The organism is Tunturiibacter gelidiferens, from assembly GCF_013410115.1.
Lineage (GTDB): Bacteria > Acidobacteriota > Terriglobia > Terriglobales > Acidobacteriaceae > Edaphobacter > Edaphobacter gelidiferens.
The window spans coordinates 72092-93162 of record NZ_JACCCV010000002.1; the positions used below are offsets into that span (position 1 = coordinate 72092).

General features: G+C 60.0%; 21 protein-coding genes. 8 read left to right on the plus strand and 13 right to left on the minus strand.

Annotated elements, in window-relative coordinates:
• The first annotated feature begins 125 nt into the window (after positions 1-125).
• The 4 genes from HDF12_RS22350 (at position 126) to HDF12_RS12375 (ending at position 4853) form a co-directional block, all read left to right on the plus strand.
• Positions 126-1103: a tRNA pseudouridine synthase A gene (locus HDF12_RS22350; RefSeq protein WP_257025635.1), complete on the plus strand. Its 978-nt coding sequence runs from the start codon at positions 126-128 to the stop codon at positions 1101-1103.
• A complete protein-coding gene (locus HDF12_RS12365; RefSeq protein ID WP_257025636.1) occupies positions 1103-2542 on the plus strand; it encodes a M20/M25/M40 family metallo-hydrolase in 1440 nt (479 codons plus the stop codon). The genes HDF12_RS22350 and HDF12_RS12365 overlap by 1 nt, the downstream gene beginning before the upstream one ends.
• A gap of 29 nt (positions 2543-2571) precedes the next feature.
• Entirely contained in the window at positions 2572-3735 is a 1164-nt protein-coding gene (locus HDF12_RS12370) for an alpha/beta hydrolase (RefSeq protein WP_373563922.1), read from the plus strand.
• Positions 3736-3995: 260 nt separating this feature from the next.
• Positions 3996-4853: a hypothetical protein gene (locus HDF12_RS12375; protein WP_179583832.1), complete on the plus strand. Its 858-nt coding sequence runs from the start codon at positions 3996-3998 to the stop codon at positions 4851-4853.
• Between the two features lie 240 nt (positions 4854-5093).
• Here HDF12_RS12375 and HDF12_RS12380 read toward each other — a convergent pair whose 3' ends face one another.
• Positions 5094-5303, minus strand: coding sequence for a DUF1059 domain-containing protein (locus tag HDF12_RS12380; protein ID WP_179583834.1), 210 nt, complete (start codon positions 5301-5303; stop codon positions 5094-5096).
• A 422-nt stretch (positions 5304-5725) separates the two neighbouring features.
• Between HDF12_RS12380 and HDF12_RS12385 the strand changes: the two genes are divergently transcribed.
• From HDF12_RS12385 to HDF12_RS12400, 4 genes are all read left to right on the plus strand, one after another.
• Entirely contained in the window at positions 5726-7519 is a 1794-nt protein-coding gene (locus HDF12_RS12385; protein ID WP_179583836.1) for an amidohydrolase, read from the plus strand.
• Positions 7520-8446 carry a DMT family transporter gene (locus HDF12_RS12390; RefSeq protein WP_179583837.1) on the plus strand — a complete coding sequence of 309 codons (927 nt, stop codon included), beginning with the start codon at positions 7520-7522 and terminating at the stop codon, positions 8444-8446.
• A 162-nt stretch (positions 8447-8608) separates the two neighbouring features.
• Positions 8609-10273, plus strand: a complete 1665-nt coding sequence (locus HDF12_RS12395) for a trypsin-like peptidase domain-containing protein (RefSeq protein ID WP_179583839.1) — start codon at positions 8609-8611, stop codon at positions 10271-10273.
• A gap of 325 nt (positions 10274-10598) precedes the next feature.
• On the plus strand, positions 10599-10919 hold the full coding sequence (locus HDF12_RS12400; RefSeq protein WP_373563923.1) for a peptidoglycan-binding domain-containing protein: 321 nt from the start codon (positions 10599-10601) through the stop codon (positions 10917-10919).
• Between the two features lie 70 nt (positions 10920-10989).
• Here HDF12_RS12400 and HDF12_RS12405 read toward each other — a convergent pair whose 3' ends face one another.
• The 12 genes from HDF12_RS12405 to HDF12_RS12460 all read right to left on the minus strand — a co-directional run bounded on the left by HDF12_RS12405 (position 10990) and on the right by HDF12_RS12460 (position 21054).
• Positions 10990-11997 carry a hypothetical protein gene (locus HDF12_RS12405; RefSeq protein ID WP_179583843.1) on the minus strand — a complete coding sequence of 336 codons (1008 nt, stop codon included), beginning with the start codon at positions 11995-11997 and terminating at the stop codon, positions 10990-10992.
• Positions 11985-12293: a FliM/FliN family flagellar motor switch protein gene (locus HDF12_RS12410; protein WP_179583845.1), complete on the minus strand. Its 309-nt coding sequence runs from the start codon at positions 12291-12293 to the stop codon at positions 11985-11987. Before HDF12_RS12410 ends, HDF12_RS12405 begins: the two co-directional genes overlap by 13 nt.
• 14 nt (positions 12294-12307) lie before the next feature.
• A complete protein-coding gene (locus HDF12_RS12415; RefSeq protein ID WP_179583847.1) occupies positions 12308-13321 on the minus strand; it encodes a flagellar motor switch protein FliM in 1014 nt (337 codons plus the stop codon).
• Positions 13322-13370: 49 nt separating this feature from the next.
• Complete coding sequence (locus HDF12_RS12420) at positions 13371-14309, minus strand: sigma-70 family RNA polymerase sigma factor (protein WP_246373434.1); 939 nt, start codon at positions 14307-14309, stop codon at positions 13371-13373.
• 55 nt (positions 14310-14364) lie between these two features.
• The gene (gene flhA, locus HDF12_RS12425) at positions 14365-16449 is read right to left on the minus strand and encodes a flagellar biosynthesis protein FlhA (protein ID WP_179586810.1); all 2085 of its coding nucleotides are present in this window, start codon (positions 16447-16449) and stop codon (positions 14365-14367) included.
• A gap of 35 nt (positions 16450-16484) precedes the next feature.
• On the minus strand, positions 16485-17666 hold the full coding sequence (locus HDF12_RS12430) for an EscU/YscU/HrcU family type III secretion system export apparatus switch protein (RefSeq protein WP_179583849.1): 1182 nt from the start codon (positions 17664-17666) through the stop codon (positions 16485-16487).
• Between the two features lie 54 nt (positions 17667-17720).
• Positions 17721-18503 carry a flagellar biosynthetic protein FliR gene (locus tag HDF12_RS12435; protein ID WP_218892452.1) on the minus strand — a complete coding sequence of 261 codons (783 nt, stop codon included), beginning with the start codon at positions 18501-18503 and terminating at the stop codon, positions 17721-17723.
• Between the two features lie 8 nt (positions 18504-18511).
• Positions 18512-18793: a flagellar biosynthetic protein FliQ gene (locus HDF12_RS12440; protein ID WP_257025771.1), complete on the minus strand. Its 282-nt coding sequence runs from the start codon at positions 18791-18793 to the stop codon at positions 18512-18514.
• An 18-nt stretch (positions 18794-18811) separates the two neighbouring features.
• Complete coding sequence (gene fliP / locus HDF12_RS12445) at positions 18812-19699, minus strand: flagellar type III secretion system pore protein FliP (protein WP_257025638.1); 888 nt, start codon at positions 19697-19699, stop codon at positions 18812-18814.
• On the minus strand, positions 19696-20001 hold the full coding sequence (locus tag HDF12_RS12450) for a flagellar biosynthetic protein FliO (protein ID WP_179583851.1): 306 nt from the start codon (positions 19999-20001) through the stop codon (positions 19696-19698). The genes fliP and HDF12_RS12450 overlap by 4 nt, the downstream gene beginning before the upstream one ends.
• Before the next feature lie 85 nt (positions 20002-20086).
• On the minus strand, positions 20087-20428 hold the full coding sequence (locus tag HDF12_RS12455; protein ID WP_179583853.1) for a FliM/FliN family flagellar motor C-terminal domain-containing protein: 342 nt from the start codon (positions 20426-20428) through the stop codon (positions 20087-20089).
• Between the two features lie 41 nt (positions 20429-20469).
• A complete protein-coding gene (locus HDF12_RS12460; RefSeq protein ID WP_179583855.1) occupies positions 20470-21054 on the minus strand; it encodes a flagellar basal body-associated FliL family protein in 585 nt (194 codons plus the stop codon).
• Positions 21055-21071 lie beyond the last annotated feature (17 nt).

Here is a 21071-nt window from a genome sequence, read left to right on the forward strand (position 1 = left end):
CGTTCCCAACATCTTCAGTAAAAGTTCATTCCCGGATACGATGCGGTAAGTATATCAACCCCTTGCCCTTACCCAAGACTTTCCCAACCTCTCCCACGCAACCGTGATACCGTCCAAAGCAGCCCATGCCTCACTGGAAGACAATCCTGACCTACGACGGAACCCCCTACAACGGCTGGCAGATCCAACCCTCTCTCCCCACCGTTCAGGGCACGCTCGCCCAGGCCATCCACCGCGTCACCGGAGAAACCGTCCTCCCCCAGGGCTCCGGCCGCACCGACACCGGCGTTCACGCCCTCGCCCAGGTCGCCACCTTCTCACTCACCGTACCCATCCCCGCCGCAAATCTCCATCGCGCCCTCAACCGCGCCCTCCCACCCAGCATCCGCGTCCTCTCCGTCACACCCGTCCCCGAAGACTTTCACGCCCGCCACAGCGCCCGCCGCAAAACCTACGAGTACCGAATCCTCCCCGGGTGCGACGACAAAGACCGAATCTGCTCCCCCATGCTCGCCCCCTACGTCTGGGCCTGCCGCCTCCCACTCGAATTCGCCTCTCTGCAGCAAGCCGCAGCCCACATCCTCGGCACCCACGACTTCACCTCCTTCGCCGCCGTCGATCCCGACCTCACCACCCGCTCCACTACCGTCGGCAACGCCCAGGACAGTTCTTACCCCCCAAACCCCGTCATCTCGACCGAAGCTGTTCACAGTCTCATCGTGAGCAGCGCAGTGGAGAGACCCCCGCATTTTGCCAGCACACCCACCAATCCCGCGACCGCCCAGATCGTCGCTCCGCAAAACAAACTTATCCCCACCGACAACACCCGCACCATCTTCCACTCCTTCTGGCACCAGCAGGAAGACATCCTCATCTACCGAGTCACCGGCTCCGGCTTCCTCCACCACATGGTCCGCAACCTCGTAGGCACCTTCGTAGAGATAGCCGCCAACCGTCTACACCCCGACGACATCCCCAAAATCCTCGCCGCCCGCAACCGCTCCGCCGCCGGCCCCACTGCCCCCGCCCGCGGCCTCTTCCTCGTCGAGGTCTTATACACCGAAGCCGAGATCACCCACGCAGAAGCCGAGGTCAAGCACTGATGCCCGCCACCGCCTCCGCCCAGCGCCGCATCTCTCGCCTCGCCACCCTCACCGCAGTCCACCGCGCCTTTCACTGGCTACACCTCCACCAACCTCAACTCCGCCAGTGGCAGCTCGAGCTCGTCCGTATCCCCGCTCCACCCTTCGGCGAATCAGCCCGCGCCGCCTGGTTCCTTAGTCGCTTTCAAGATCTCGGCCTCACCAACACCCACCTCGACGACGCCGGCAACGCCCTCGCCGAACTAGCCCCAGATGCGCCCTCCAGCTCCTCTCCTATTCCCTCTTCTGGAGCTTCCATAGAAAACGTCATCTCGACCGAAGCGGCGGACAGTCTCACCGTCCGCCGCGCAGTGGATTTCAGCCAAAGTCCTCAGTTGCAGCGGACCGATTCACGCTGCGGTATCCGTCGAGACCCCCCGCATCTCGCTCAACCTGCCCTCGCCTCGCCAGACAGAGGCCAAATCAACGCAGCCCCTCCCTGCATCCTCCTCTCCGCCCATCTCGACACCGTCTTCCCCGCAGACACCCCCATCGACCCCACCGAAGAAAAAGACTCCCCCCGCATCCACGCACCCGGCATCTGCGACAACGCCGCTGGCCTCACCGCCCTGCTCGCTATCGCCGCTGCCCTGCGCTTCGCCAACATCACCCCACCCATCCCCATCCTCTTCGCCGCCAACGTAGGCGAAGAAGGAGAAGGCGACCTCCGCGGCATGCGTCATCTCTTCGAGCGCGGCCCCTACCGAACCCGCATCGCCTCAGCCCTCATCCTCGAAGGCGGAGGCACCGCCGCCGCCATCCACCGAGCCCTCGGCAGCCTGCGCTTCCGCGTCACCATCACCGGCCCCGGCGGCCACTCCTGGGCCGACGCCGGGACCCCAAACCCAATTCTCCTCTTGAGCAAAGCACTCACTGAAATCGCCGCCCTCGAACTCCCCACCGACCCCCTCACCACCTTCAACGTCGGTCACATCTCCGGCGGCACCTCCATCAACTCCATCCCCGAGTCCGCCTCCGCCCTCCTCGACCTCCGCTCCACCGACCCCACCCAACTCATCTCCACCGCCACCACCGTCCACCAGATCTTCGACGGCATCGTCACCGCGCAATCCACCACCAACACACCACTAAAACTCCACATCGAGACCATAGGAAACCGTCCCGCCGCCACCCTCCCCGACGACTCCCCCCTCCTCCACACCCTCCGTGCCGTCGACCGCCACCTCTCCCTCCGCACCGAACTTCGCCTCGGCTCCACCGACGCCAACATCCCACTCTCCCGCGGAATCCCCGCCCTGGCTCTCGGCAGCGGCGGCATCGGCGGCGGCATCCACACCCTACAGGAGTGGTACGACCCCACCGCCCGCGAAACCGCCCTCCGTCGCATCCTCCTCACCCTCCTCGACACCACCCAAACCACCGCCAACCCCACACATTGACTCACCAATATCTCTTCAGGAGCATCAACGTGAAGACTCTACTTCAAAGCCACTCCAGCCGTCGTATCGTCGCTCCAACAACGGCACTCGCACTCTCCCTGACACTCAACATCATCGCGGCCATCGCCCAGACTCCGACAACACCCACTCCTGCACCGCGCCCAACCCCGCCCACGCGCGACCCCCACACCGCCGGTTACGTCGCAGCAAAAGAGCTACCCGACGGCGCCATCCCCTCGCCGCAACAGGACGGCAACTTTATACTCGGCCCCACCCACCCCATCGCCCCCGAAATGTCTCTCCACTCGGCCGTCCCCCTGGGAAACATCTACAAGTTCGCCATGAACTCCTCCGACAGCAAACTCTATCCAGGGATCGCACGAGAGCCGGACACCTTCGGCACCCCCGATCCCAAGGACCCGGCAAAACTCGTCGTCACCACCAGCCACCCCGCGCCCTACACCCGACACGTGGCCGTCTACGTCCCGCAACAGTACGTACCCGGCACCGCCGCACCGTTTATCATCAGCGCCGACGGCCCCGACTACGACCTCTTCAGGGCTCTTGATTACCTCATCGCAAACCACCGTGTTCCCATCATGATCGCCATCTCCATCGGCAACGGCAGCGGCGACGCCCAAGGCAGCGAACGCGGCCTCGAATACGACACCATGTCTGGCCACTACGCCGAGTTCGTTGAAACCGAAGTCCTCCCTCTCGTCGAGAAGCAATATCACGTCAAACTCACCAAAGACCCTGACGGACGCGCCACCATGGGCGGCAGCTCCGGAGGCTCATGCGCTCTCATCATGGCCTGGTATCACCCGGAGCTCTACCACCGCGTCCTCACCTACTCCGGCACCTACATCAATCAGCGATGGCCCTACAACCCGGAAACCCCTCACGGAGCATGGGAGTTCCACGAACACCTCATCCCGGCCACTCCAGCCAAACCCATCAGAATCTGGATGGAGGTAGGCGACCGCGACCTCTTCAACCCCAACTTCATGCGCGACGACATGCACGACTGGGTTCTCGCAAACGAGCGCATGGCCAAGGTACTCGCGGCCAAGGACTATCACTATCAATTTGTCTTCGCCAAAGACGCCGGCCACGTCGACCACGCCGTGAAGCAACAAACCCTGCCCGAAGCCTTGGAGTATCTGTGGCAGGGATATCCCGTCACAAAATAAGAGGCAAGAATCATCCGTCGAGAATCGCCACCTTCGATCCTGTGGAAAACCCACTGACTAGACGACTAATCCCGCTGAACTTTCAGTCGATAAATACCCCAACACAAATCTATGTTGACCTATGCCCAAATTAAGCTAATATCTTCGGCAAGAAAACTCGCTCTACATTCTGGCACGTCTCGAGATCAACCCCCGCGATCCGGCGAACCGAAGGTGTAAGGCACACGGCATCCAGTCCTCGTGTGTTGAGGAGGTCCCCCATGAAACGCATTATTGCCTCGTTGCTGCTACTTCTGCCCGTCTCCCTCACGGCAGGTGCAGAACAGTTGATTCCAGCCGGCTCGGTCATGCAGTGCATGGTCTCCGACAAAATCTCTTCCAAGACCCTCCACCTCGGCGACCCCATCCTCTGCCAGCTCAGCCGCGTCGAGATGTACGGCCGCTCCGTCTTCCCCTACGGAAGCTACCTCGTCGGCCGCTTTGAAGACTACAAAGATCCCGGACACTTCGTCGGCAAAGGCTGGATGGAGCTCAAGTTCGATCGCATCGTCGTAGGGAACGACACCGTCATCCCCATCTCGACCCGCGTCATCGCAGATTCAGGTAAAAACCGGGTCGACGCCAATGGCCGCATCCTCGGGACCGGACACGCAACCCGCGACACCATCGAGTGGCTCATCCCGGTTCTCTGGCCGATCGATCTCATCAACCTTCCCCGCCGCGGACCCTACCCGGTGCTGAAACCCGAGACCCGCCTCACCGTCAAACTCCTCGACGACGTCGGCATCCCCACCAAGTCCGAGGTCCAGCATCAGCCGGAGATGATCTCCCGCTTCAACTACGCCGATCCCACACCTGCCCCCGTGGAACGGCAGCCCGCCCCCGTTCAACAGGCCTACCCCCAGCCGGTCCAGCAGTCCTACGCACCGCCGCAACAGCCCTACTACCCCCAGCAGGCCCCGCCCGTGGTCGTAGTCCAGGCTCAGGCGCCCGCTCCAACCATCGTCCAGCAACCGGCTCCCGTCGTAGTTCGCCCACACGTGGTCTACGGCTATCCTCCCCCGCCACCCTACGGCTACCCCTATCCCCCGCCGTACGGCTACTACCCCAACTACTAAGTCCCACTCACGAGCAGCTATCCGAAGGCCCACATCTTTATTCTGAGATGTGGGCCTTCTGGTTAGCGCGAGTCGCAACTCGTAGCACTCGGAAACTCCACCCTCAACCCAAACCGGAAACTCTGAAGCCCCAGCTCAAAAATTCAAGCGCTTAGAACCCGAACCGCAGCTCCCATCAGGCACCTGTCATGGGTTCACCCCATCGTACCCAGGTGAATCGTCATCTCGACTTTCTGAGCGCTATGTCTCCGGTGTCGCCTCCCACTTAGGCTTCGTCTCTCTGCCCCATCTCTTTGGGTCTTCGTTATGCATCTTTTCCATCGCCTTTGCGGTCTCAGGATGCTTTTCCATCACATGTTTCGTCATGGTCTGAACCATTTCGTCCCATGATCCGGCCGACAGCTTCTGTTCACAGGGTCCACCTAGCGATTTGCACGTCATCGTCTTCATGCGTTACCTCCATTCCCACTTCTACGGATGCACTCTCGGAGTTGAGGGGTTGTTGAATCTGTCAAGCCCCTGATCGCACCAAACCCGCGCCAGCCGCGGACTTTCACGTGGCGTATTAGTTATCCCCCGCCCGCTATAATTAAACTAACCAGCAAATCCGGAGCGCTCACCGAGACCGCGGGGTCAAAACTTGCAGTTTTGGACGAGGTATCCCCCTCAACCCGCACAAAACAAGTATTTTGTACGTAACTTATTTATCTTCCATATTTTAGCGACGCCTACTGTCTGTAAACCCCTGAATCAAAGCAACTTCCCTACAAGATACCCTACCGGGGGAGGGGGAGGACAGCTGGAATCAAAGCGCCTGCGTCCTTCAACACTTTCCGCCGCCGCTCCATCGCGCTCCGCGATACACTCCACTCGTGAAACCCTTCACTCTCACTGCGATTCTTCTCCTCACCACCCTCACTCAGGCCCAGAAGACCCCGCCTGACACCATCTATCTCCACGGAAACATCCTCACCGGCACCCACCTCCGCCCCAACGACCCCTCGCCCACCCCTGCAAGGGTCCAGGCCATCGCCATTGCCAACGGAAAGATCCTGGCCGCCGGCACCGACGCCGAGATCCTCAAACTCAAAGCCCCGCAGACCCGCATCATCGACCTCCACCACGCCTTCGCAATGCCCGGGTTCAACGACGCCCACACCCACATGGGCCCTGCAGGCCGCCAGCAGCTCTCGATCAACCTCGACGGAGTCAAATCCCTGGCCGAGATGCAGCAACGCATCCGCACCTACGCCGCCAAAGCCCAACCCGGCATCTGGCTCGAAGGCGGAGGCTGGGACCACACCCTCTGGCCCGGAGCCAAACTCCCCACCCGTGAGGACATCGACCCGATCACCCAAGGTCACCCCTGCATCCTCGAGCGGGTAGACGGCCACATCGCCCTCGCCAACTCCGCCGCCCTCGCCGCCGCCAGCATTACAACCGAGACCCCCGACCCCGCCGGCGCCAAAATCGACCGCGACTCCTCCGGCAACCCCACCGGAATCCTCCGCGAAACCGCCGCCACCAACCTGGTCTTCAGCAAGATCCCATCACCCGGCCCCGAGGAACGCACCAAAGCCCTCAACCTGGCCATCAAAGACGCCCTCGCCCACGGCGTCACCAGCGTCCAGGACAACTCCGACTGGGAAGACTTCCTCGCCCTCGAAGAACTCGAGGACGCCCACGCACTCCATCTCCGATTCGCCGAGTGGCTCCCCTTCGACAAGCCCCTCGAGGTCCTCAAGGAGCGCCGCGCCAGCCACCCCACCGACGACCCGCTCCTCCACCTCACCATGCTGAAGGGCTTCATGGACGGCTCGCTCGGCTCCCGCACCGCAGTCCTCGACGCACCCTACTCCGACGACCCCGACAACTCCGGCCTTCCCCGCTATGACCAGGACAAGCTAACCCAGATGGCCTCCGAGCGCGCAGCCGCAGGCTTCCAGCTGGGCTTCCACGCCATCGGCGACCGTGCCAACGCGATGGCCCTCAATGCCTTCGGAGCCGCCGATCAGGTAGCCACCCTCGCCCCCCCATCCGCCAGCCCCAACACCACCGACGCCCACATCGTCACCACCCCACCCCCACCCGATCCCGCCCCGGCCGCCCTCCGATTCCGCGTAGAACACGCCCAGGTCCTTCTACCCGAAGACTTTGATCGCTACGCCAGCGAGGGCGTCATCGCCTCCATGCAACCCTCCCACCTACTCACCGACATGAAGTGGGCCACGGACCGCCTCGGCCCCGACCGCGCGAAGTACGCCTACGCCTGGAAGAGCTTCCTCGATCACAACGTCACCCTCGCCTTCGGCACCGACTACCCGGTGGAGTCCATTAATCCCTTCCGCGGCCTCTACTCCGCCATCACTCGCCAGAACGAATCAGGCGCCCAGACCTTCCAACCCCAGGAGAAGATCTCCTTCAACGAAGCGATCTACGCCTACACCCAATCCTCCGCCTTCGCCGAGTTCCGCGAACATCAGAAGGGTCGCCTTGAACCCGGCTACCTCGCCGACCTTGTCGTTCTCGACCGTGACATCACTGCCGCAACGCCCCAACAACTTCTCCGCACCAAGGTCCTCAGCACCATCGTGAACGGTGAAACCGTCTACTCACAATCACCGAACGCGCAGTCACCAAAGCCCAAGGCCGGAGCGAACAACTAGTTGCCCCGCCGACTGAGCCCCACCAGCCTGGCCCATCTCCTGCTCCTCGCGGTCGTCTTCATATGGGGAGCCACCTTCGTTTTAGTAAAAGATGCTCTCCAAGACGCCTCACCCTTTGTCTTCAACCTGCTCAGAATGGCTCTGGCCTTCGTCGCTCTTGTTATCGTCAACCACCGTCAACTGCGCAGCACCAACCGCAAAAGCATAGTCTCGGGCATTGCCGTGGGCCTCTTTCTCGCCACCGGATACCAGTTTCAAACCACCGGACTCGCCCGCACAACCGCCGCGAAATCGGCACTGATTACTGGCCTCGTGGTTGTCTTCGTCCCTCTCCTCACCCTCATACCCGCGATTCGCCCCTCAGGAACGCTGCCTCCCCGCTGGACTACCGCCGTCGGAGCACTCCTCGCATTCTCCGGCCTTCTCCTGCTGACAACGCCCGCAGGAACATCTTGGAAGAATCTCCTCAGCAGCATCGGCCTGGGGGACCTCCTTACACTCGCCTGCGCAATCGCCTTCGCCGCCCATCTCCTGTCGTTGGCTCACACCTCCAGGACCGTCCCAACAGCCCAACTCGCCACGTTGCAGATTGGGACAGCGGCGCTTCTCATGGCCGTTACTCTGCCTTTAGGCGGAACACTTCACCTCACCCTTACCCCTAGGTTGGTCACCGCTCTAGCGATAACCAGCCTCCTGGCCACCGCCGCAGCCTTCACCATCCAGAGTTGGGCCCAGCAGCATATTCCCCCTACCCATACCGCCATTCTGCTCACACTGGAGCCCGTCTTCGCTTGCCTTACCTCATTCCTCGTTTTGCACGAACATCTAGGCCGCCGTTCTCTTCTTGGAGCCGTTCTCATCCTCACCGGGATAGCATTCATCGAGCTTTTCCCTTCAGAAGCTCCGATCCCCACGTATCCCGCCTAAGCTTCACGAAGACTTTCGTCTTCTTTTTGCGTCTAATCACATTGTGAAACCGACCTCACCTCAGCCCAAACCACAATGTGGCGCAGCGACTATACTTAAAGTTCATGCCGCGTACACACTCCGGCGCACCGCAACACACAACACCGAGGTCAAGACCTACTAATGGACACACCGAAGAACACTTCCTCCACTCTGCTCGAGCGCATCCGCACACATCGCCTGACGACGACGTTCACCCTCCTTGCGACGCTGTCGGTCGGCATACTTGCCGGTTCCATTCTCACGCGCAATGTCAGCGGCAAAGAGCAGTCCGAGGTCAACTCCACCGACGCAAAACCTCTCGTCATTCCATCTCCAGTCGCGCTCTCCAATGGCTTTTCCCAGATCGTCAAACAAGTCGGCCCAGCCGTAGTCAACATCAATACGGAAGAGCTGCCAAAGCCGTCGGCCAACAGACGTGGCAAACGCGGCACGCAGAGAACACCCCAGCCAAACGACCCAAACGGTGACGACGACAGCCAGCAGTCCCCAGGCGACATGCAGGACTTCTTCAACCGCTTCTTCGGTGGGCAAGGTGGCGACGATAACGAAGGTGGCGCCGCCGGCGAACGCCGCGCGCTCGGCTCCGGCTTCATCGTCGATCCTCGCGGTTACATCATCACCAACAATCACGTCGTCGACAAAGCCGACAAGATCTACGTGAAGCTCTCCACCGACCCGGACGGCGGACCTGGTGATGAAGGCCGTCCCGCAACTGTAATCGGCGTCGACAAAGACACCGACATCGCCGTCATCAAGATCGACAGCAAAGAGCCCCTCCCCACCGTCAAGCTCGGCAACTCCGACGGCGCACAGGTCGGCGACTGGGTCCTGGCCATCGGCAGCCCCTTCGCCCTTTCGAAGACGGTAACCGCAGGGATCATCTCCGCCAAAAACCGCAGCATCGACGAACCCAGCCCCAACGGCGTCTCCCAAACCCAGTTCCAGCGCTTCATTCAGACCGACGCCGCCATCAATCCTGGTAACTCCGGCGGCCCGCTCGTCGATATGGCCGGTCAGGTAGTAGGCATGAACACCGCCATCTATACCCAATCCATGGGCTCCCAGGGCGTCGGATTCGCCATGCCCGCCAACATCATCGCAACTGTCTACAACATGCTCATCGGACCGGAACATAAGGTCGTTCGCGGCTCCATCGGCATTCAGTTTCAGGTCGCGCAATCCTCTGCTGTCAACCGGGTGTATGGCTTCTCGAGCGGCGTCATCGTCGGCGTTGTCACACCGAACGGTGGCGCTGCAAAGGCCGGCATTCAAGCAGGCGACGTCATCGTCTCGATCGATGGCCGCAACATCAAAGATGGCGACGATCTGGTCAACGACATCTCAGCCCGTCATGTCGGCTCGACTGTCAAGCTCGGCTATCTCCGCGACGGCAAGCAAAGTAGCGCCAACGTAATCATCGGAGACCGAGCCAAGACATACGCAGATATCACCGGCCAGCCGGACGACACCTCCACCCCGCAGGAGTCTGACGCAGGAGAGGGCAAGCTCGGCATTACCGTCTCGGCAATCCCGGCCTCCATTTCAGCCAAGGTCGGGATCAAGGGTGGCGTCATCGTCACCACCGTTCGCCCCGGCTCCTTCGCAGACGAGATCGGCCTGGGCAAAGGCACGATCATCACAGCAATCAATCGCAAACCCGTAACAGATGAGGCCAGTTATCGAGCCATCGTCTCCAACCTGAAATCGAAGGATGACGTTGTCTTCGTCATTCAGTCTCCTACCCAGAAAAACCTTAACTCCTATGTGGGTGGCACACTCCCGTAGAGGCAGCCCAACCGAACCGAAGAAGGAGTGATCCTGATCAATCTCAGCATCACTCCTTCCCCAAGCGTTCAACGGATTACTCAAACACCCAACCCAAAAGATGTATTCCCATTAGTCAACCTTTTTGTTGCAACGCACGTTACTATCGGGATACTCTACTCTCAACATCAACGACAGTCTCGGTATCCATTGACCGATATTTATCCTAAGGTGATGTCTAACTATGCAGTTTGTCAGATCACTTCTAACCTCGACGCTGCTTTTGGTAACCGCGATGCCATGCCTGGCATTGACTCACTCGCGTCGTGGTCCCACATCGCCCAGGGTGTCGAATAAGCACTCAAAATCCGCCGCAAAGCCAGCAGGACAGCGAACCATCGATGATGCGCGAGCGACCCAGATCCAGTCGTCGCTCATCAAGTCAGGCTATCTCTCCGGCGAGGCGTCAGGCCACTGGGACTCCGAGACCCAAGCGGCGATGCAGAAGTTTCAGGAAGATAACGGTTGGCAGACAAAGTTGATCCCCGACTCCAGAGCCATCATCAAGCTGGGGCTCGGCCCCGAGCAGGATTCCAAAATGAGCACCGGTACTTCCGCACTGGCCGCTCCCGCGGCATCCCCGGCCTCAAGTTTCCTGCAACGATAGAAGCTTTTTTACGCAAGAAAGAGGGCCAGCCGGCCCTCTTTTCTCTTCAACAACCCTACATACTTCGTTGTTACTGGACCCTGATGGTAAAGACGTGATCTTTAACATCCTCGTGCGACACCGGCAAACTACCCGCTCTTCCCACCGTGCCGCTCTCTAGCCACATCCTTAACCAATAGTCCTGGTGAAGTCGAACCAAACGAGCTGCGACCGGCTGTTTCTGTTCTAGAATCGCGGTGATCCGTGCCGCCATCGAATCCCTATCTTCCGCTGTCTCCAACTTCGTCTCCACTCCGTCACATGCAAGAAGCTTGCTTCGAGCGGCCTCAAACGGAGCCCCCTCCACAACTCCACTCTCAACCTTCAACTCCGTCATCTGTTCGATCGCCAGCGCGGAGGACGCATCCAGATTATCCATAAAGCCTATGTATAGAATTCGTGAGCCCGCCACCCTCAGCGGCAGCAGCCCGAATCTCTCAACGAATACTTTAGGCATCACCAGGGCCATCAACTCTGGAGAGAATCCCTCAGTCGTAAGCACAGGACATCCCCACTGCATGCTCAATCCGCGGGTGATCTGCTCCGCCTCCACGCCACATTCACTCAACAACCATTCGCCAATCTTCCCAGTCCCGTTCTCTCGCTGTGCCGCCAACGCCTTCTGAAGTTGGGGGTGAGTAATCCATCCCTGAGCCAGCATCAGCAGGCCAAGAGGAACTCTGTGCCGGTGCGGAGACAGAACCGCAGAAGTTCCCCCATCACCCAGTTCGCGACGCACTGCCGCGCGCACCATCGCCAGCACACAACGTCCGCTGCACCCCCATTGCCCCTCGAAGATCGGTCTGCGCCGATTTCTCCAGGGCATCGTCCAACCGCTTTCACACTCGGAGTTCCCGCACACCCTCCGCTGCGAGGACTTCCCGACAGCAGCCGGAAGACCATACCCCTGAAGCCCCGCAAGCTCGTGCGACGGCCTGTACTCATCCTCCTGCCAGGCCACTCCATTCCCTACCCTCAAGGCACTCGGCATCAGTGCGCTTACCTTCATCGCTCCCGTCTTCTTCGTTAGAAAAGGCATCGAATGCTCTCCAGTCTCAGTTGCGGCGTCGCCACCTCGGTAATGCGCAGAGCGAAGTTGCCGCTGACAACCACCACCTCGCCCCGAGCCACAATCCTGTCACCCACTACGAGGTCCACCGGCTCGGACACATGACGGTCCAACTCCACCACATCCCCTGGTCCCAGCTCCAGCACCTCCCTCAACGACATATCGCGCGAACCGAACTGCAGCGTCGCATCCAGCTCGATGTCACTCAACAATCCCATCCCCGGCTCAACCCCAGCAACCTCACCAGAACCCATCACCTTCTCCATGTCCCCTTCCTTTCCTAGTTCACACTCATCGTCTCGACCGCGCTCTGAGTCTCCAGAGCACCAATCCCGCTATCGCTATCGATACCGCCCTCCAGCTGGGCTCCGCGATGCTCCCCAGTTCTTACCGGGTGCGCTCTCCCAAACTGCAAACCACCAACCCGTAACTCCGAGATAGAGTGTCTCGCTAACGGGAGACGCAAAACCATCCCCGGCTCCAGAGCCGCCAATTCACTCGCTTTAAGCCGCATCGACGGAAACTGCAACGCAGCGCCGAACTTTACCCCACCCACTAGCTCCCGCATCCTCGCCTGCGCCTCCTTCGATCGCCTCTTTGGCCGATCCCCCTCGGAGATTAAGCGCCGTAGAATCGCATTCAAGACAACCGCCGGCAGACATATGTTCATCGCCCCCTGAGCCTCAGGCATGCGCGCCTCGAAGCTTACGCACAGCGTCTTTTCTCCGGAGGTCAACATCCGGGCCACCGCCGCCTCTGACTCTCGCTTCTCAAAGACGAACTCCAGCCCGACCGACTGCCAAGCCAGGTTCAGCTCCTGCACCGTCATCTGCACGACCGATGTCAGAATCGCGTCTTCAATATCCGTTAGCTCCCGCGCCGGCCACGCACGCCCTACCCCACCCAGCAGAACATCTACGATAGGCGATGCCAGCGCAAGCTCCAGCTCCAGCAACCCAACCGCTCCCAGTGGCTCAAGCCGAATCGAACAGATGTAGTTCGGAGAAGAGAGTCGCTCCAGAAATTCACTGAAAGGAAGCTGCTCCCCCGCAACCAGCTTCATCTTGAACGGAGTCCTCAACCACGCCCCCAGGGTGTGCATCAGGTTCCTCGCAAACAGATCGTTCACCGAACTGATCGCTCGCATCTGATCGTTGCTGATCTGCCCCGCGCTGCTGAAGTCATACTGCTCCAGCGGCGCCTCGGTTTCGGCACCCTCCGGTTGCGTTGAAGCATTCGCCCCGGCTGCCGCGAACAGTGCATCGATATCTCCCTGCCCAAGCTGCTTTCCCATGCATTCCTTTCTTTGGTTAGAGATCTTTCACAACGACTCGATCAGAGCGTCAACGTGTTCCAGTCTTGCGCTTCGAAGCCTTGGCCTTCACAATCCCGGCAGAGTCCCCTGGCCGCAGACTCGCAAGCGACGCCCTCAATCTCACCACCGCCGAAGAGTGGATCTGCGAGACCCTCGACTCCACCACGCCCAACGTCAGTCCAATCTCTTTCATCGTCAGCTCTTCGTAGTAGTAAAGCGTCAACACCATGCGCTCCTTCTCCGGAAGCTCGTCGATCGCATCCGCAAGCCTCTGCTTCATCTCCCCCTTCAAGCAGCGAAACAGCGGATCGTCCTCAGGCGCACCAGGAACATAGGCGAGTTCCTCGTCACCGGAGTCCTCCGAGCGCTCCATGTGCAGGCTTCCAATCTCGAGCCCCTTCAGATCGCCCAGCAGCGCCTGATACTCCGCCAGCGTCAGCGCCATCTCCCGCGCAATCTCCTGCTCCGACGGCGCTCGTCCGACCCGCTGCGTCACCGCACGGATCGCCTCTTCGACGGCCCTGCCCTTCCGTCGCAGCTCCCTTGGGCTCCAGTCCAGGGTCCGCAACGAGTCAAGAATCGCCCCGCGAATTCTGAACTGCGCATAGCTCTTGAACTGCACCTTCTTCTTGTGGTCAAACTTCGAGAAGGCATCGATCAACCCAACGACACCGGCCGAGACCAGGTCGTCCAACTCCACATGCTGAGGCAGTCGTTCGTGGATGCGTCGTGCCAGGTAACGCACCGTCGGCAGATGCTCCATCAAAAGCAGGTCCCGCTCCGTGGCACTGCCATCCCCTGATGCTGCCAGTCCCTCTCCGGTAAACGGAGTGAATATCCCCGCCTCCGCAATACCCGTCACCTCGTCAAACCGTGCAGCCTCCAGCGACGTCCACTGCTCGCCCGTCAGCTTTCCCTTCGGCAACTTCTGCCCAACCTGTACCGGAATCGAACTCCCTGTGTTCATACTTCCTCCATTCCTCATCTGCCGCTACTCCTTACAGCCGTCCTACATACCGTCTCTACCCAACCGTGCCGATGCTCCGTACCCGAATCTCCGGAGGAATCTCTCCTGGCGCCAGCACCGTCACCTTGGGCAGAAACGGCTCCAGCCAACGCCGCACGTGATATCGGGCTGGACTCGGACATAGAAGCACGGGGAGTGCCGAGGTCGAGGCTCCTCCGGTTAGGCGTTTCACAGATTCGACCAGCCGCTTCAAAAAGTCCGACCGCATCCCCGCTGGACGCGCACCATCCCCCAGCAGCAACCCGGCTCCCTGGGGATCGAAGGTCTGCTGCAACTCGCTCTCCAGCTCCGGATCCAGCACCAGCACCTTCAAGCCGCCCTCGTTATCCAGCAGCGAATGCACCAGCCCTCTTCCCAAAGACTGCCGCACACTCTCCACCAGGTGCACCACGTTCTTCGACTGCTGCGCCGCCTCCACCAGAATCTCGAGGATCGCCCCCAGGTCGCGAATCGAAACCTGCTCTCGAAGCAGTTGTTGCAACACCCTCTGCACTTCGCCCAACGTCATCAGTTTCGGCACCAGCTCTTCCACCAGCTTCGGATGACTCTCGTTGAGGCTGTCGAGGAGACGCTTTACCTCCTGTCGACCCAGCAGCTCATGCGCATGTCGGCGAATCAACTCGCCAAGGTGCGTTCCAATCACAGTCGTCTGGTCCACCACCGAGTAGCCGGCAGCCAAAGCCTGCTCTTCCAGACCCGGCTGAATCCACCGTGCCTGCACGCCAAACGCCGGCTCCTTCGTCTCCACACCAGGCAGCACCCGCGCCTTCGGATCCGAGTTCACAGCCAGCAACCAGTTCTGCTCCGTCTGCCACCGCGCAATCTCAATCCCGCGAAGACTCACCACATACTCCCGAGGCTTCAGCCGCAGATTGTCCGTGATATGAATCGGCGGAACAATAAAACCAAGCTCAGTCGCCAGATGCCTCCGCAGCGCGCGAACGCGGTTGAGCATCTGCCCGCCCTGCTTCTCATCCACCATCGGGATCAGCTGGAATCCGATCTCCAGAGTCAGTTCATCCATCTTCAGCAACGAAGCGAGGTTCTCGCCCTTCGCCGCATCTCCCGCCTTCGCCTTATCCCCCTTCACATTCGCTTCAGCCGCCTCCTCCGCCAACAACAGAGAGGCGTCCTTTGCCGCAGGCAGTCGCCGCGCAATCAACCCAACCCCAACCGCAAGCAACACAAACGACAGCTTCGGCAGTCCAGGAATCAGAGCCAGTCCAAGCAGCACTCCACAAGCAATCCACAGCGTGTTGCGCCCCTTCAGAAGCTGCGTTCCCAACTCCTCATCGAGCGATCCCGCCGACGAAGCCCGCGTCAACACCATGCCGCCCGCAATCGAGACGAGTAGACTGGGGATCATCGTCACCAGGCCATCGCCCACCGTCAGAATGGTGTAAGTCTTCACGGCCGTCGCGAGATCCGTACCATGCTGCAGCACACCAATCAGCAATCCAGCCACAATGTTGATCGCCGTAATCAAGATCGTCGCCAGCGAGTCCCGCTGGTTGAACTTCGCAGCACCGTCCATAGCGCCATAGAACTCAGCTTCCCGCGCGATGGCCTGTCTCCGCTTCCTCGCCCCCTGCTCATCGATCAGACCCGCGTTCATATCCGCATCGATCGCCATCTGCTTACCCGGCAGAGCATCCAGAGTGAACCGCGCCGTAACCTCCGCAGTTCTCACCGCACCGTGGCTCACCACAAGAAACTGAATCGCGATCAACGCAAGAAACAACACCAGCCCGACCACATAATTCCCGCCCACCACAAACTGCCCAAACGCTTCAATTACTGCGCCGGCTGCGTGTGTTCCCTCTTGTCCATGCAGCAGGATCCTGCGGCTCGAAGCTAGATTCAACGAGAGCCGAAACAGTGTCAGCAGCAAAAGCAACGTAGGAAACACGGAGAAGTCCACCGCTCTCCGTACCTGCACTGCTGTCAGAAACACAATCACCGAAGCCGTAATGGACGCGGCCAGCAAGATATCCAACACCACACTCGGCACTGGGATAATCATGACGAACACCATGCTGATAGCAGCCACCGGCAGCATCAACGTCTGTAGCTTCGCCATCTGAAAGCCACTACTCTTCTTTATCGCTGCTTCACTCACATCCCACCTCCAAAGCCACGCATTCCAACCATCCCAGTCGTACCCACATTGCCTCTCCCATCGAGCAGCCGTCCGGCAATCTGCGCCTTCTGCTCTCTCTCTTTCTCCTGGCGATCCTGGCGCACTCGTTCTTCAACCTTCTGCCGATACAGAAAGGCCAGAATTCCAGCTACCGCCGCATACAGATCGAATGGAATCGACTGCCCCGGTTCGACCATCTTGTATAAACTCCGCGCCAGCGGCGGATTCTCGATGATCGGAACCCCCGCCCATCGTGCCTCTTCGCGAATCTCCGCGGCCAGCAGATCACGCCCCTTGGCCAGTACCGTCGGAGCCGACATCGTCTCGAAGCTGAACTCCAGCGCCACCGCATAGTGCGTGGGATTGGTGATCACCACACTCGCCCGCGACATATCCGCCTTCACCTTGCGCTTACGCATCGCCCGCTGAATCTGCCGGATCTTCGCTCTGATCTGCGGATTGCCCATTGCATCGCGCACTTCTTCGCGCATCTCCTGCTTGCTCATCTTCAGCCGCTGATTCCAACTCCTCCACTCGATCGCGTAGTCCAGCGCGGACCACGCCAGCGTCACCCAGGCCGCATCGAGCGCCAATCCATACGCTGCAGAAAAAGTCGCCGGCAGTCGCAGCAGACTCATCACTGGCATAGGAATCATCAACGCCTTCAGAGCTCCCCAACCCAACACGACCATGACCGAAGCCGGCACCAGCGACTTCACTAGTCTTGTCGCCGACCGTAAGCTGAACAGGTTTCCCAGATTCGTAACCGGATTCAACTTAGAAAACTTCAACTCCACCGCGCTCGGGTAGATCTGCACCCCACCGCTCTGCGCCACGCCAGACACCAGGGCCCCGGTAAAGCTTGCCGCCATCACCAACCCCACCGGCAGCAGCGACGGCACCAGGATTCGTCGCACCGCAACATTGAAGAGCTGCTCTCCGTTCAACCCGCTCGCGTTCGTCGTAGCAGAGCGCAGGCTCTCCTGATACACCTTGCCCCAGCTAGCAACAAACCCATTCGACATCGCACCAAGCATCACCACGCCGCCCAGCATCGCCATCGCCGACAACAACTCACGGCTATGAACACTGTCGCCCTTCTCCTTCGCCTTCTTCTTTCGTAGTGGTGTAGCCTGCTCTGTACCCTTATCTGCCATGAGGGTTCCCTCTCATGCAGTACGCCACTCTCTTCTCACTCACCATCACGACGCTCATGCCCGCACCAGCATCTTTGCCGCAGCATCCAGCAGAGCCGTGAAGTGCCGCTCAATCCATCCAGGCCACACCGCAAGGCTCGCGATCAAGACCACATACGACACCATCGTCTTGATCGGGACACTAATCACGATCGAAGGCAGCTGCGGCGACAGTCTTGCCACTAACGCAATCGTCACCTCTACTGCCAGCGCGGCAGCCATCACAGGAGCAGCAAGCTGCACCCCCGCCAGAAAGATCCCACTCGCCATCATGGCCAATGCCACCCCGGTCTTTGCTTGCATTACTGCCTGTCCCACCGGGACAGCAGAAAAACTCCTCACCACTGCCGCCAACAAGCTCCGATCCAGCCCCGAGCCGATGATCACGAGCACTCCCAACCAGCTGAGCATTTGCCCCAGTACCGCCGTCTCGATCATCGAGTTCGGATCCAGCAGGTTCACCAGCGAAAAGCTAAACTGCAGCCCCAGCAGCGTTCCCGCAAAGGTCAGCGCCTCATTCAACAACATCAGCGAAAGCCCAAAGAGCAGCCCCACACTCAACTCGCCCAGCAGCGCCCTCCCATCAAGCACGGCGCGCGCTCCCGGAACCGTCGCCACCGCGGGCGCTAGCAGAATCGTCATCGCAAACACAAACCCAGCCTTGATCCGCGGCGCAATTGCCGAGGAGGAGAACACCGGAGCGAATACCATCAGCCCGCTCAGCCGCACCATCACCAGAACAGCTGCCGACAAATACTGCGGCCAATCCGCCATCAATCCACTCACTTCACGATTCATAGCGGCCTCTATCCCAGGTATCTGTGAAAGTCAGTGAACAGCCGAACCGTGAAGCCCACTAACCGGTGCACCATCCACGGAAGCACCGCCACCGTGATGACAAAGACCACCACCAACCTAGGCACTGCCGTCAGCGTCTGCTCCTGCACGCTCGTCAGGGTCTGCAGCAAACTCACCGCGAGACTCACCAGGGCCGCCGTCACCAGCAGCGGCGCGCTCAAAAGCATCGCCTCAATCAACACCCGCCGCATAATCTCCACTGTCTGATCCGGTCCCATCCCTGCTCCCATCGCCACGTGCGCGCTTCCCTAAAAACTCTTGATCAACTGATCCGCCAGCAGACTCCAACCGTCGATCATCACGAAGAGCAGAATCTTCAGCGGAGTCGAGATCACAACCGGCGGCAGTTGCATCATGCCGATCGAAGTCGTAATGCTCGCCACCACCAGGTCCACTAAGAGGAACGGCAAAAACAAGATCGCGCCAATCTGAAATCCAGCCTTCAACTCGCTCAGAATGTAAGCCGGAACCACCACCTGAATCGGCAGGTCCTCTCTTTTATTCGGCCGCGCAGCCATTCCTGCAGACGCAAACACAGCCAGGTCTTTCTCCCGGGCATAACGCAGCATGTAGCGCTTTACCGGAGCCACGCCCAGGTCCAGCGCCTGTTCCCCGGTGATTGTCCCCGCGCTGTAAGGAGCAACCGCAGTCTGCTCGACCTCAAGCAGAACCGGCTGCATCAGGAACCAGGTCATCATCAACGCCAGCCCCATCAAAATCTGGTTCGACGGAGCAGTCTGCGTCCCCAGCGCCTGCCGCAAAAAGTGAAACACCACCAGCAGCCGCACCATCGGCGTCATCGACAACAGCAGCGCCGGCAGCAGAGTCAACAGCGTCAACCCGACCACGATCGACCACGGAACGCTCTTGGTTCCCGCAAGCTCCGATGCGATCGAATCGTTTTTCTTCGCTCCCGAAGTTGGCCCCGCGCTCGCGCCTAAACCACGCACCTTCACGCCTGCTTTGCCAGTCTTTAAAGCCGCCTGTTCATGCTCCCCTACAGAGCTTCCTGCGGACTTCTTGACCCAGAACGACTCCGGCGCCATAACGGCGGCAACCATCATCGAGCTCTCTGCCCGAGCATGGTTCGCAGGCAAAGCCATTGCTAACCCTGCCAAGGCCAATCCCAGCATCATCGGCATGACTCGTCCCACCTATCCGCAGCGAAATCGAGCGTTGCCTCAGCCTTCAACCGCACAATCGTATCGACACTTTCGAAGCTGCCTCCAACCAGAAAGCTCTCCCCTGCACAGGTCACCAGCATCAGTTGACGTCTCCCGCCAAGAGGCAACGTCTCCACCAGCTGAAGCTTCTTCTCTTGAGAAACTCGTTGCCCGCGCCAACCTCGCACTAAGCCAAGTACCCATCCGGCCAGGCCCTCTACCTCGTATGCCGACGCTTCGTCCAAATTCGGTCTCACACCCCGCAAAAGCCGCATCTCAACTCTCCGTCTCAACACTTTGTCCTATTTGTAACTTCGTCTGATCGTCCCTACTAGTAGCCCGCCGCTGTCCACTCGGTCCCTAGCCCAGCCGCGTCACCCTAAGTCCCATTCGTTGGTCCACTACCTCAAACTCACTCCAACCCAGTTGCACCTGGCCAACCATCAGCGGCACGTCCTCGGTTTCAGGCGAGACGCTTTCAAAGACCTGCCCTACCTTCAACGTCAACAGGTCCCGGACCCTGAATCGGTTCAGAGCCACTCCAACCCGCATCGTGATCCGTAGCTGCGACAGAGTCTCCCACGAGGGATGTGCCTCAATCCGTGTCATCCATGGTGCGTCCGGCGGCGTCCTGACTAGATCCAGACTTGTCTTCCCCGCACCCTCTGCACTGAGCACCGCCAGCTCCGTCCCTGTCATCATCTCTCCCCCCTCTTCTTCTCTGCAGCAAGCCAGATATCGTGTCAGCGCTGAACCAGAAAATCGGTGAAGAACACATCCATCACCTTCAAATCAGTGTTGTGTTCGGCCAACGCACCTTTCAACTCGGCCTTCAGTTGTTCCTTTCCATCGACAGCCAGCAAGCGATCCGCAGTCTGTCTCCCCAGCACCGTCAGCATCGTGTCTCGCACCGACGCCACCGCATCACTGGTCTCCTTATCTTTGGGCTTCTCTTCCTTGGGCTTGGCCTCTTTGCCTTCCGCGGCGTCAACCACACGTAGGGTCATCGCCACCCGCAGGTAAGAGCTGCCACCTGCATCCGCCAGGTTCACCAGTAGCGGTTCCAGCACCATGGCGTGTGTCGTGGCTGGTGCCGCGACCTCCGCCTTACGAGCCGAGCTTTCTCGCCCCGGCAGCCGGCCTGTCCGCGCCAGGTAATACACAACGCCCCCAACACCCAACGTAGCAACGAGAACTCCCACCACCACAGCGATCAACAAGGGAATAAGGGGAAACTTAGCTGCCACCGGAGCCGCCACCGAAGTGGAAGAGGAATCCGGAGGAACCGTAGAAGAGGCGCCAGCAAGAACTGTAGGTGAAGTAGCCATGATGCCTGGAGAGATTG